Source organism: Zooshikella harenae (assembly GCF_018837975.1).
Classification (GTDB): Bacteria; Pseudomonadota; Gammaproteobacteria; order Pseudomonadales; family Zooshikellaceae; genus Zooshikella; species Zooshikella harenae.
In genome coordinates this window covers 144133-156787 of record NZ_JAGSOY010000001.1, presented here as the reverse complement: position 1 = coordinate 156787, position 12655 = coordinate 144133, and the positions used below count along the sequence as shown (strand labels likewise).

Genomic DNA, 12655 nt, shown 5'->3' with positions numbered 1-12655 from the left:
GTATTAATTGATGAAGGATTTTCTTTTAAACTATCGATACCAAATAGGATTGACCTATATCATTAAGAGCAAACATGATGTAAGTTGAATGGATTAATATAAGCAGTTTTAGAGTTTATTTAGTAGTATAAGCTATCGAATTCGTATAAATGGTTTACATCAAATGGGTTTTTATAGATATTAAAAATTATACCATATTTATGAAGTGCTGGAGGTGATCATTTTTTATATTGTATCAATTTATCTCAATGGTTCTTACTTTAAGTAAAACATTTTCTTGTCATTATTTATCCATAACCTTAGTTTTTCATTGAAATTATAATTAAAATAAAGGTGAGCTGATGTATAAGTATCGTAGCTTTATGAATAAATTTTTATATATAGTTTTAGCATTTTTGTCAACAATGTTACATGCTGAGACAATTTCTGACTCAATGCTTAGTGTTACTCAACGTGAGGGTGGTCACTGGAACTTTATTGATCATTATGGGCGTGAGGTTTATTGGCGAGGCTTTAATGTTTCAGGATCAACTAAACATGTTGAAAAAGGTTTTAAGCCATTTCGTTCAGTAAGTGATGCAAAAAAAGCACTCAAGCAATTAAAAGATAAAACAGGCACGAATATAATTCGGTTTTTAATTGCTTGGGAAGGAGTTCATCCTGCAGTTGACCGTATAGATTATGGATACCTTGCTGATGTAGTGGCTCAAATTAAAGTAGCAATCGACAACGGTTTTTTTGTATTGGTTGATTATCATCAGGATTTATATGCACGCCACTTGTTTAATGAAGGCTCTTGGCATACAGGAAATGGAGCACCAGCATGGATTGTGCCCACGGATGAATACCCTACAGAGTATTGTGGAATAGTATGTGTTAGCTGGAGTCAACATAATTTAACCAATGAAGCGGTACGTTTGGCCTTTCGACGCTTCTGGGAGAACTCTGCAGTAAATACTGAAAAAGGTGAGCGATATGTTCAAGATGAATATTTATGGCAGCTAGAAAAAGTTCTGCAGTTTTTAAAAGAGAACTTGTCTACTGATGAGTTTGGGTACATTGTTGGGTTAGATCCTTTTAATGAACCAGTTGATGGTGGAATGAATGGTTTAACAGCGGAAGAGTGGGACAATTTACGCTTGTGGCCTTTTTACCAACGTGTGAGGTCTGTTATGGATGAGTCAGGTTGGCAAGCACGTTGGGTTTTTGCTGAGCCTTTGGTGTTTTGGAATACAAATGTTGGGTTTATAACGCCAGCAACAGGTGGACATCATTTGTGGCAGTCACCCGGTCAGGGTTTTGTTTTTAATAGTCACTTTTATGATGCTGCGCGAATGAGCTGGAATTTATCTAAAGTTAAAAATAAAACGTATGTAGACTCGTTTCAGGAGATAGTTGAAGAAGCTGATTTTTTAAAAATGCCACCGTTTGTTAGTGAGTTTGGTATGTGGCTACATGGAAAGGGCAGTAAAGATACCAATCGTATGCTACAAGGAATATATCAAGGGTTATCAACCCAGGTGACTGAAGAGGGTACTCGTCAGGTATTTTATAGTCCATTTATATCATCTACCCAATGGCATTGGGACTATTACTATGGAAACCACCATGAATTACAAAACTTTAATTCAAATAAATTAATGCAAACTAAAGATGCCTGGAATGATGAAGACTTCTCTGTAGTGGCGGATTGGGGTAAAACATACAATGTTGCTCAAAAACTCATTGAGCGAGCCTATCCAAGACGTATCCCAGGACAACTGCAGCATTTTTATTTTGCCGAAGGCGGTATTCCCAATACAAAAGGTAAAAAAGCTTATTGGGCCTCAATAAAACTGAATGATCAAGTATGGTTGGAAAATAAGCCGTTTGTATGGCTTACTTGGTATGGCAAGCCATTAAACGCCGGCTTAGAGTTATATTTACCTGGATGGTTTATGGGAAAACCATTAGTCCTGATTACAGAGGACTCTATTGAAAACTGGAATGGTGAATATAGTCAGTTAAGTGATATTTCTATAATGACAGAAGGACAAGGTGGACGTGTTTATCGTTATGCTCCCACTGAAGAACGTATGCAGTTTATATTAATAGCACCAGCAGAGACTATACCTACTGAACAAAGAAATTTATTACAGCTTCAGTTAAGAAATAGCATACATCAGCGGGTTAGCCCTGTAAGCTTTCAATGAACTGCCATATAAGCCAGCAGTATTTTTTTATTTTTTAAGCTAGATAAGAAGGACACTGCTAGTCATGCTAGGGTGTTCTTCAGTATTAACTGTACATTTTAGGGTATCATTAAAATAACTAACAATAAGCAAATTTTTACACAGTCTAATAAACCATGAAAGCTGTAAAACTAAAGCCTTTGGATATGGTTTGATTTTTATCAATAAAAAATACGTCATTAGAAGTACAATTGTTCGGTAAAAAATATTCTGCAACAAGTTCATTCGACATAAGGAGCGTCGTATGCAACCTATAATCAAAGGATTAACAGCAAGTTTATTTTGTACATTACTTTCTTTGTCCGTAGCACAAACAGCATCGGCTGATGACGAGCGTAATTCTACGGAGAGCATTCTACCAATAAAAGTGATTGCTAAAGGTCTACACTCGCTTCAATATGGAAAACGACTTGAAGCTGTGAGAAATTCTGCAAAACTACAAGAGCTTGCCAGCCTATTTCCATATGGAAATAATGCTTCTGATGAAGTTGATTTTAGTAAGTATGTTGTCATTGGGGCATTCATGGGCAGTAAGGCAACTGGTGGCTATAACATTGATGTTGTTAAAGCCGTTCAAAAAGAAACAAACAATAGAAAATATATTGAAGTATCTGTTAAATCAAAAGTTCCAGGTCCAAGCTGTATCGTGACTATGGCATTTACTCAACCGGCTAAACTTGTACTCATTCCTGCAGATCCACGTACCGATATAGTCTTTAAGGAAAACTACCAAGTTTATCATTGCCGTTAAGTTTTAAATTGTATCACCTAAATTTAAGTGACAACTTAATACTTAGGTGATCTTGTTAGTTTTTGGTTGGTGTTCAACTATGGATGTCCTCTTTTTTTGCTTTTTTCGCATCATGATTTGACCAAAATAGTGAGTAGGTATCGATTGACTGCTAAATTCACTTGAGTTCGCCGGTTAACCAGTAGCTGATTTGGTGGGGATGAGCCTTGATAAAGGTATCAATGGCTTTCTCATACGAGCGCTGTTGGGCGTCGTACATGGCGTGCTGTAGCTGATCAATGGGCAGGAACATTCGGCTTAGCATTAATGCTAATTTTGGGAATTGTTGATAGAAGCCACGGCGGGCAATGACATGGACCCGCTCATAACTGCCCAGCACTCCTTTTGGGTCTTGCAGGTAGCGCAGTTTATAAGCTCCGAACATCCAATGGGGACTCCAGCCTGTTACCACAATCCACTCATTACGTCGGATCGCACGTTCCAGCGCTGCAGTCATACCGGCACCGCTGGAAATCTGCAGCTCGTAGTCCTTTAGTCCGTAGACCTCGACGGCTTTCTTAGATAGCCGGGTAAGGCCAGCCCCAGGATCGATGCCAGTGATGCGTCCCTCTAGTTTTTCACGAATTGATTTCTTGTTGAGATCAGCAATGGAGTTTACTCGGCTTTGTGGTACATAGTCTGGCACCACCCACCCCAGCCGGGCATATCCGTAGAGAATACCAAGATCCACCACATTATTGCCGACTTTGTTCATATAGTCCTCATGGGTGATGGGCTGCCAGGACATCATCATAAAGTCAATGCTACCAGTGGCCAACCCCTGGTATTGTGGGGCGATATCGGTCTGGATTAATTTCACCTCATGTCCCATACGCTTCTCGATTAGACGAGCTGCCAGCTTGGTTACAAACTCAGCATCTGACCAGGCAGTCCAACCTATCTTTATCGGCTCGGCCACTGCCCCCAGACTTATCCCCAGGGTTAGCAATAGCCCGACAATCAGTTTTACGGTTGCGTTTCGCATTAGATTTACTCTCCTTAGCTAAATCAAATAGTGACACCGCTCGGCAATTTGCTACTTGGTGTTAGCTGCTCAGCGAGGTTGCCTATGAGTCTCTGGCTCTATTGATGCATTTCACTTGCGACGCCATCGTGGTGCAAAGCTTTGGGTCAGGCGATCTAGCAGAATCGCCAGGATTACGACTCCCAGTCCACCTTCGAATCCTAAGCCGACATTGAGACGTTGAATGCCTGTCAACACGGTATTGCCCAGCCCACCAGCGCCGATCATCGAGGCGATCACCACCATCGACAGTGAGAGCATGATGGTCTGATTGACCCCTGCCATGATCGATGGCATTGCCAGAGGAATCTGTACTTTGAACAGCAGTTGTACCTCGGTACAGCCGAAAGCGCGGCCCGCTTCAACATTTTCCCGGCTCACCTGGCGGATACCCAGGTTGGTCAGCCGCACCGCTGGTGGCATGGCAAACACCACCGTGGCAATAGTACCCGGCACTTTGCCGAGACCAAAAAAGATCGCCGCTGGAATCAGGTACACAAAGGGCGGCATGGTTTGCATCAAATCGAGCACCGGACGTATGATTACCTCGATACGGTCAGAACGGGCCATGGCGATACCAATGGGTACACCAATTAGCAGTGCAACCAAACTGGCGGCGATCACCAGTGCCAGGGTGGCGACAGACTCTTCCCATAGATTCATGCCCATCAACAGTACCATCGATATCACGGCAAACAGTGCAAACCGCCAGCCCACACGCCACCAAGATAGGCTGATGATAACCAAAGCCAACAGCCAGGGCGGGATAAACAACAAACTGTCCTCTAGAGAGTTAGCTACCCATCCCACCACAGCAGCGAAGCTATCAAGTGCTGGCTCAAGGTTGACCTGGATCCAATCCACCCCGCGTTCAACCCATTCACCGATAGGGATATCAAACTTACCTTCAAGAGCCATGTTATGCTCCATTTATTACTGGATATCGGGCGACGTGTGTCTGTTACACTCAGGTCACCTTCCGAACCAGTGTTTTCAACACATTATTCTGGGTTATTGAGCCGCAATAAATCTTCTGCTCATCAACCACTGGTAATGGCAGCGTGCTATCTGCTGCCTGTTTGATCAGCTTATGCAGCGGCATACCGGCCGGAATTGTGGAAATTGCGGTGACCAACGCATCACTCAGCGTAGCTTGCTGCGCTGCTTGCGACTGTTGCAGAGAATCTATGGTCACCATACCAAGAAAGTGCCCCATTTCATCAGTTACGACCGCACAGTGTGCAGCCTGCTTGAACAGTGCCTCTTGCGCCGCCTGTACAGTTAATTGAGGTGACGAAAATACCGGCACGGACTCACTGTCAACGATATCCTTGGCGCTATATACCTGGCTGACATCAACCCCGTAAAAAAACGAGCGCACGTATTCGTTGGCTGGATGATTGACGATCTCCTCAGGAGTACCAACCTGCACTACAGCTCCGGCCTCCATAATCGCGATGCGGTCGCCGATACGGATGGCTTCATCCAGATCATGAGAGATAAACACTACGGTACGTCGGGACTGCGCTTGCAACTGCAATAACTCATCCTGCATCTCGGTACGAATCAGCGGGTCCAGCGCAGAAAAAGCCTCATCCATCAGCATCACTGAGGGATTGACCGCCAGTGCCCGTGCTAGCCCCACCCGCTGCTGCATGCCACCAGACAGCTCATCTGGGTAGCTGCGCGCATTGGCCTTGAGGCCCACCTGATCGAGAGCCTGGTAGGCTCGTTCATGGCGAATCGACTTTTCGACCCCTGCCACCTCAAGGCCGAAGGCAACATTTTCCAGTGTGGTACGATGGGGCATCAGTGCGAAGGATTGAAATACCATGGTCATCTCTGCACGGCGCAATTCGATAAGCTGTCTACGAGACATATGGGTAACATCCACACCATCGACATACACTGTGCCTGCTGTCGGTTTAATCAGACGGTTGAGCATCCGCACCAGGGTGGATTTTCCGGAGCCGGATAGCCCCATAACGACAAAGATTTCGCCTTCTTTGATGGTGAAATTGGCCGCCTGAACACCTACCGTATTACCGCTTTGCTTGAAGATATCATCTTTACTCTTTCCCTCGGCTAACAGCGTCAGTGCCTGTTCGGGACTTGGCCCAAATATCTTATAAAGGTCTTTAACAACGATTTTCTCTGTCATGGAAATCCCTGACTGGTCTACCTCGTGGGCTGTGTATCAACGAGAAAAAGGAAGACCTTCAGAAAAGTGATAGGGCAAAACGTCCTCTGCTCGGAGTGTATGATCTAGTTGTTAACTCAATAAGCATACTGGAACCTTAGTTGGTCTTGGGAAGCGAGGCAAACCAACAATAGTTGATCATCGTGCAGCTCTGCTGAGTTACTATACTCAAGCTTTATTACAGCGTTGCTATTTGGCGGACCCTACATCATTCATATTTAAACCAAGTAATAAATAGTTGTTATGGGGTTGCAGATAGCCTTCATTTTTTCCATTTGACGCAGAAACTGAAGTTTTGAGTAAGCTAAGAACAAGAGTCAAGGTAACTTACCTCTTGTTCTTATTTTTTATTTAAAAAACCTCAAACACGATGCTTGCAGACTCAATATTAGAATACTTTAGCGTTAATCCATTTTTTAATTCATCTGATGTGAGCGTTTTAATGCCCATTGAAAATAATTCTTCATCTGAATTATTATTTTTTACTGCATATTCACTTTGGTGACTTTGTAGAAATAGTTCATGGCCAACTAAATCACCGGTGATAGTACTAATTGATACTTCCCCTGCAGCATTATTGCTGGTTACTACAAAAGTAGGTGATGCGTCACTATTGGCTTGGGCACTACTATTTGCACCATGGTTTTCCATTAAAAAGTAAGCATGATGACCGACTTTAACATCTTTTATTTGCACACCACCAATTTTGTCTTTATTTCTTACTGAAATTATTAATCTAAAAGAACGGTCACGATACCCAAAGGGTAGTAGGATTTCACCCGTTCCATGAATGATAGGACGATAAACTCTTTTGGCTGAAATAATGGCAGGGTAGTATTCACCTTTTTCAATTTTACCCAGTAAAACATCATCGTATGAAGTATCAAATAGCTTATCCTGTTCAGATAAACCTATTGGATTATAGGTTTTATCTGTGATGTTAAACAATTGAAAGCCTTTTGATGGTTTCCATCTAAGGTGATATGTATTTATTAAGACAAATGTCCTCTCTTCATTTTTATAGTAGTTAGACGTGTTAAATGATTTTATGCTAATTTAAAGCATTTTTTATCTGTGATTATAAAAATGTAATCTTGATTCACTAAGGTTATTAATCGCGTTAATTGGACCTAAATAAAATAAGAAAGAAACGGAATATTCATGAATAACAAACCGCTATCGCTAGCAGCTTTAACATTAGCAATGTACTCTACCTGGACATTTGCAGGAGTGAATGAAGAAATAAAAGTTTATATGGATCAGTTTCATCAAGATCCTGCGGGTATAATGGATCAACTCCCCCCTAAAACAGGGCATGCTAACACATTATTTTCTGATACAGCGATTAATAACAAAGATTATATTCAATATAAAGATCAAGCCCGCCAAAAAATTATGAGAGGAAACAGTGCTCGACTAGATATTCCAAGAGCACCGATAAATTATAGCAATGATAACCCTGCACGATTAGTAGACTTAGGTACTAATGTTATTAGTAACTTATATACACTTGATAACAAAGCGCCTAAACAACGTGCACTTGAAGTACAACCTTGGTCAGATACTTATTGGCCTCTTTTCTCTGGTGCTGCGGCTTGGCGTTATGCGGATAGTGACTTATGGCGCGCATCACCCGATAGTTGGAAAGATTATTGGGACTTCAGCTATGTGACTAAACCTGTTTCATCCTATTACGGTCAAGCACGGGATAATTTGTCTCCCGCTGAAAAATATGACCTGCTAATGGGCGATTCCAGTTACACTCTGACAACAAATGCTTGGAATAGTGGTAAAGGCTATTATGAGCGTAGCGGCAAAGTGGAACGGTGGATGGGGTTATGTCATGGTTGGGCTCCTGCAGCTTACATGCTACCTCGACCAATAAAAACGTTAAATGTTAAAGATGCTAATGGAGAAAATCTCACTTTTTACCCATCTGACATTAAAGCTTTAGCCACCTTACTATGGGCTAATGCCAGGTTTGATAACCGTTTTATTGGTAGCCGCTGTAATACAAAAAATCCTCAGCGGGATAGTAATGGTCGAATAATTAATAATGGGTGCTTTGACACTAATCCAGGGACTTGGCATATTTCACTGGTTAACCAAATAGGCATCTCTGGTCGTAGTTTAATTATGGATGCAACTTATGACTATCAGGTTTGGAACCAGCCTATTCAGTCTTATAAAGTCACTTATTTCAATCCACAGACCAACGCGACTTATACTTCTGCTCAAGCAGCTACTATTCCACTATCTAGCTATACCAAAGATAAATTTAGCAATTACCGTGGCAATCAATCTACCCATGTTGTTGGGGTAAGAATGGATGTGTCTTATGTAGTAGAAACCAACCCCTCTCATCGTCGTACTGATAGCCCTCAATATGATGGTATTACCAAAGTCAGTTATTACTATGACTTAGAATTAAATAACCAAGGTAAAATCTTAGGTGGTGAGTGGTATAGTAATCGCCATCCCGATTTCTTATGGACACCAACACCAAATGCCATGGCGCAGTCCTGGCAGAACGGTTCCGGTAAATGGAGTTCAGACCAATCCGTCCCAGCAAACTGGAAAAATAAAGCTAAGCAAGCTTCTCGTTATGGCCAGCCCCTAACGTCAGTAGTAAACGAATTATTTACCCGTGCCTCTGAGGATAGTAATACACCCAGTGACACCTGGCGGGAAATAGTATCTAGTGATGGATATTGTATGGATGTAGCAGATAGTGGCACGACTGATGGTAACTTAATTCTTGCCTGGGACTGTCATTCAGGCAATAACCAAAAATGGTGGCAAGACAGCTATGGTCGTTTACGCCCAGCTCATGCAACTAATATGTGTGCCACAGCAAAAATAAATGAAGGAGGAAAACTAGTAATTGAACGCTGCAATAATAGCCGTGCCCAGCGTTGGCAGTGGAATGGCAATTATTTACACAACTTAGCTAACTTCGATTTATCTTTAACCTACGATCCAACTAGTTGGCAGGTTATGATCACTCCTGATCATGATATGACTTGGTCTTGGCGGTAGTTTTTAATACCTGTTAGCCCCTATCTCAGAGAGGGCATTACAAAAAAGTATTAAAAGTTAAAGGTTGCTATTTCTTAATAGCAGCCTTTATTCTATTTAAATTACACCCAGCAGGAGACAAGGCAATTGGGTATAATAAAGTTTTGACGTACTTTTTCTGTGTCATAAATAGCAAATAGCTTTACCTAATCAATTTGTAACAACATAGATTGCCAGTCTTCTATAGTTAAAAAGTCGGAATCTAATTTGATCAACTCTGAATCGTTGTTAGTAAAAAAGACAAAGCTTTCGTTGTCACTCGTTGTAAAATAATAATATAAATATTTTGATGTTCGCCAAACAGATCCATTAAGGTATATACCTCTAAATAATTTAACAGCCTTATCATCACATAAGCTATTGTTTATGGAGTTTAAAACATCGTGAAAAAAAGTTTTATAATCACAGTTTCCAGTATATAAATCATTTTCTTTAGTAATTCCAATATAACTCTTATTGGTGTTGCTACCATACTTTATAATTAGTAAATTATTTATACCATATTCTGATATAACCATCTCTGGATTTGGCGGTAGATAGAAGTTATGACCTGAATAGGCAACTCTAAGTGTTTTGGGGGTTGAACAGCCTGTAATAATTATTAGGATAAGAGGGATTAACATTTTTTTCATATTAACCTCCGCTGCGTAAAACTAATATTACTTTTGTTTTATAGCGAGCGGCAGCGACATTTTTGCAAGTAATATATAGTCGAGTATCACCTGAAGCGATTCTTTTACCAATATTCACTAACTGCGAAACTGCATAACCAATACCTGCTACACTTCCGCTTGGACGTGGTACTAAATCCATCGAACTGGAACAAGCTTGAGCTTCTAAAAGAACTTCATACACTGTATTGACAACATTACCATTTATAGCACTTGAGGTAGCGGTGCCTTCACCCCAAAAGTAGTTAATCAACACGGCAATATACTCTTGATCACTGCTATTCATGCTTTGCCTCAATGACTGATCGTATATGCTGGATGCACTGAATATAGTATATATTAATTATTTTGTTATTCTGGTGTGAAATAATTTATAAATGATCAATCAATTAATGGTTTCAGATATTGTTACTTACAATTGAGCCGTTAATTAATTATAAACAGCTCAAATCAAGTTATGCCAAAAAGTGCCCTGGTGTGAGCATTGATACCTTGGCTAATTAATGCATCATCTTCTTGTTGAAGAATTAAGTTTCCCGTTACTGCATTAATTTTGATGGATTCTTTGCCTTGTCCAAACTCCGCTTTGTTCCCTAAGCCAATCGTTGTGGTATTAAATAAACCTAACCCATAGCCACTGACAACCGCTACCATAAGTCTATCTACTCCTAGATATTTATACGCATATATTCGTATAAATGATGAATAATTTACGTCTATGGATGCTTTAAGAAGCGATATATTTAAATAAAATACATAATTTGACGTCTTTAATAGTTATATCCAGAGAAAAGACAAAATCGTTTACTTTTAATTTGTAAAGTTTTGTAACTATCGGAGAGTTGAATAACGTTGTTCCGTGGCAGGAAGTTCGAAGGTAAGGAGGGGGAAGGACTTCAAGTAACAGAAGTGCTGAAGCAAATAGCTATTTCAGTTACTGAAGTCCTCAGATACTCAATACCAATTGGAGTACAATCGGTTTAGTGGATGATGTGTGTGATTTGGACAATGAGGTCTATGCGGCTCATCTATTGCTAAGTTTGCATGACAATGTGGACAGTAGCTGCCCTTGGGTTTAAGGCTTGAAATTCTACAATAAGGGCATTGTTCAGAACGACTAATCATGCCTGTACCACCACAGTGATGACAATAAATCTGTTTCATAACGGTTAATCATCACCCCAGTGTTTTTTTAAGTGTCGTAGGTTGTCTGCTTTGTCTCTTTCCCTTTTTGCTTGCTGTTTTAATTCATTTGAATGAGAGGTCTGAAAGGTTTCACTTTTTGCTGCCTCTTTTGCTTCTTTCTCTAACTTGGCTGCCGCATCTTCATGTTGTTTAATCAGGCGATTAGCTTTTTCCTTACTGTATCCAGTCATAATTTTATCCTCTTGACATAGCTTTATTGCATAAAACAATACAGCACTGAGAGGTTGATCCCTTCTCCGTGGATATAAGTATAGGTTGATTTCAATAGCCTGCTAAAAGGAATCTTATATGTAGATATACCTACAGTCTTCAATGTAAATTGTTAGCAACTAAATTTAAATCATATGAATAATATTTTTCATTTTATCGACATGACTTCCATGCCAATAAATTTGTTGACAATGAATGCACTGATTAAAAATAGTGAAACTGGAGTATACATCTTCAGGCACGTGACTTTTGACTTTTTCTTTTGAAACCGTTGTGATTTTACTGTTACAACGAATACATAGGCTAAAGGATTTAATGTCTTGTTTTAGATTATAAAGGGTTGCAACTTCTTTAAGCTGGAGTAATGGTTTTCGGTTACGTAACCAGCGGCCAAAATTAACATTACTACGCTTTAATAAACCTAAATCACGAGAAAGCATAATCCGTTGTTCTTTTTCTGCTATGGTAGCAAGCTTTTCATCGCCTAAGTCATGATTCCAATAAAGTGTATCAAAGCCCAGCATCCGTAAATAATTGCATAGTCGGCCTAGGTGGACATCTAAAACAAAGCGAGGTCGACTAATTGGTTTTATGGGTAGGTTTGTTTCTTGTTGCTGTTGGATAATATCTCGTACTGGGTAAAGTGTTATGTTGTCATCATTCTTGAGCTGATAACTAAACGGCTGTAGTTGCTTATTAACAAATAAAGCGCCAATTTCTGTATGGGGAATACCTATTGCTTCTATGGCATCTTTTACGGCAGGGAATCGGTCAAATGCGTAGTTTATTTTTGGGACGTGTACAAAATCAGTTAATTCGCCGTTCATTATGAAAGTACATTGATGCTCCTTTGGCGATGTATTGTATATTTTATTACTGATATATTTTGGCCAGATTTTATACAAAACAACTTTAGCATCTGCAAAACTAATTTCACCTAACTGACTAAGTTGATAAGCCAGATTAGAGAACTGCTGTGCTATATAGTCAGCATTTTCCTGTGGTTGGTAGTTAATGACTGAACTTTTCGTTTGTTTTTGGTAATGGTGTAGGGAGCTAAATCCATAGAGTTTACAGAGTATCTGGTAGGCATTTGATACTTTGATTGATTCAGGCCAGTAATTGATGAGTGTTTTAGTCTGTTTTTTTAGTGTATCAGGCGTGACAAATAATGGTTTGGTCATGGGGATGTCCTACATCACTAGTATAATAAGTTATCGATAATATTCGTGACTCCTGATATGC

At 40.2% G+C, this 12655-nt stretch carries 12 protein-coding genes; 3 read left to right on the top strand and 9 right to left on the bottom strand.

Annotation, left to right across the window (positions count from 1 at the left end; genetic code table 11):
* Window positions 1–341 precede the first annotated feature (341 nt).
* Both KCG35_RS00655 and KCG35_RS00650 read left to right on the top strand, forming a co-directional pair.
* Window positions 342–2192 (top strand): cellulase family glycosylhydrolase, encoded by a 1851-nt coding sequence (locus KCG35_RS00655; protein WP_215817727.1) that lies wholly within the window; start codon window positions 342–344, stop codon window positions 2190–2192.
* A gap of 283 nt (window positions 2193–2475) precedes the next feature.
* Window positions 2476–2982 carry a protease complex subunit PrcB family protein gene (locus KCG35_RS00650; protein WP_215817726.1) on the top strand — a complete coding sequence of 169 codons (507 nt, stop codon included), beginning with the start codon at window positions 2476–2478 and terminating at the stop codon, window positions 2980–2982.
* 157 nt (window positions 2983–3139) lie between these two features.
* Here KCG35_RS00650 and KCG35_RS00645 read toward each other — a convergent pair whose 3' ends face one another.
* The 4 genes from KCG35_RS00645 to KCG35_RS00630 all read right to left on the bottom strand — a co-directional run bounded on the left by KCG35_RS00645 (window position 3140) and on the right by KCG35_RS00630 (window position 7193).
* Window positions 3140–4006 carry a glycine betaine ABC transporter substrate-binding protein gene (locus KCG35_RS00645; RefSeq protein ID WP_215817725.1) on the bottom strand — a complete coding sequence of 289 codons (867 nt, stop codon included), beginning with the start codon at window positions 4004–4006 and terminating at the stop codon, window positions 3140–3142.
* 111 nt (window positions 4007–4117) lie between these two features.
* Window positions 4118–4963, bottom strand: a complete 846-nt coding sequence (locus KCG35_RS00640; protein ID WP_215817724.1) for an ABC transporter permease — start codon at window positions 4961–4963, stop codon at window positions 4118–4120.
* Between the two features lie 49 nt (window positions 4964–5012).
* Window positions 5013–6206: a glycine betaine/L-proline ABC transporter ATP-binding protein ProV gene (proV, locus tag KCG35_RS00635; protein ID WP_215817723.1), complete on the bottom strand. Its 1194-nt coding sequence runs from the start codon at window positions 6204–6206 to the stop codon at window positions 5013–5015.
* A 390-nt stretch (window positions 6207–6596) separates the two neighbouring features.
* Window positions 6597–7193, bottom strand: a complete 597-nt coding sequence (locus KCG35_RS00630) for a hypothetical protein (protein ID WP_215817722.1) — start codon at window positions 7191–7193, stop codon at window positions 6597–6599.
* Window positions 7194–7406: 213 nt separating this feature from the next.
* Here KCG35_RS00630 and KCG35_RS00625 point away from each other — a divergent pair, with 213 nt between their 5' ends.
* Window positions 7407–9284, top strand: coding sequence for a ricin-type beta-trefoil lectin domain protein (locus tag KCG35_RS00625; protein WP_215817721.1), 1878 nt, complete (start codon window positions 7407–7409; stop codon window positions 9282–9284).
* Window positions 9285–9469: 185 nt separating this feature from the next.
* Here KCG35_RS00625 and KCG35_RS00620 read toward each other — a convergent pair whose 3' ends face one another.
* The 5 genes from KCG35_RS00620 to KCG35_RS00600 form a co-directional block, all read right to left on the bottom strand.
* On the bottom strand, window positions 9470–9955 hold the full coding sequence (locus tag KCG35_RS00620; RefSeq protein ID WP_215817720.1) for a hypothetical protein: 486 nt from the start codon (window positions 9953–9955) through the stop codon (window positions 9470–9472).
* Window position 9956: 1 nt separating this feature from the next.
* The gene (locus KCG35_RS00615; RefSeq protein ID WP_215817719.1) at window positions 9957–10280 is read right to left on the bottom strand and encodes a hypothetical protein; all 324 of its coding nucleotides are present in this window, start codon (window positions 10278–10280) and stop codon (window positions 9957–9959) included.
* A gap of 164 nt (window positions 10281–10444) precedes the next feature.
* Window positions 10445–10648, bottom strand: coding sequence for a hypothetical protein (locus KCG35_RS00610; protein ID WP_215817718.1), 204 nt, complete (start codon window positions 10646–10648; stop codon window positions 10445–10447).
* Window positions 10649–11163: 515 nt separating this feature from the next.
* Window positions 11164–11370, bottom strand: a complete 207-nt coding sequence (locus tag KCG35_RS00605; protein ID WP_215817717.1) for a hypothetical protein — start codon at window positions 11368–11370, stop codon at window positions 11164–11166.
* Between the two features lie 165 nt (window positions 11371–11535).
* A complete protein-coding gene (locus KCG35_RS00600; protein ID WP_215817716.1) occupies window positions 11536–12594 on the bottom strand; it encodes a Mut7-C RNAse domain-containing protein in 1059 nt (352 codons plus the stop codon).
* Window positions 12595–12655 lie beyond the last annotated feature (61 nt).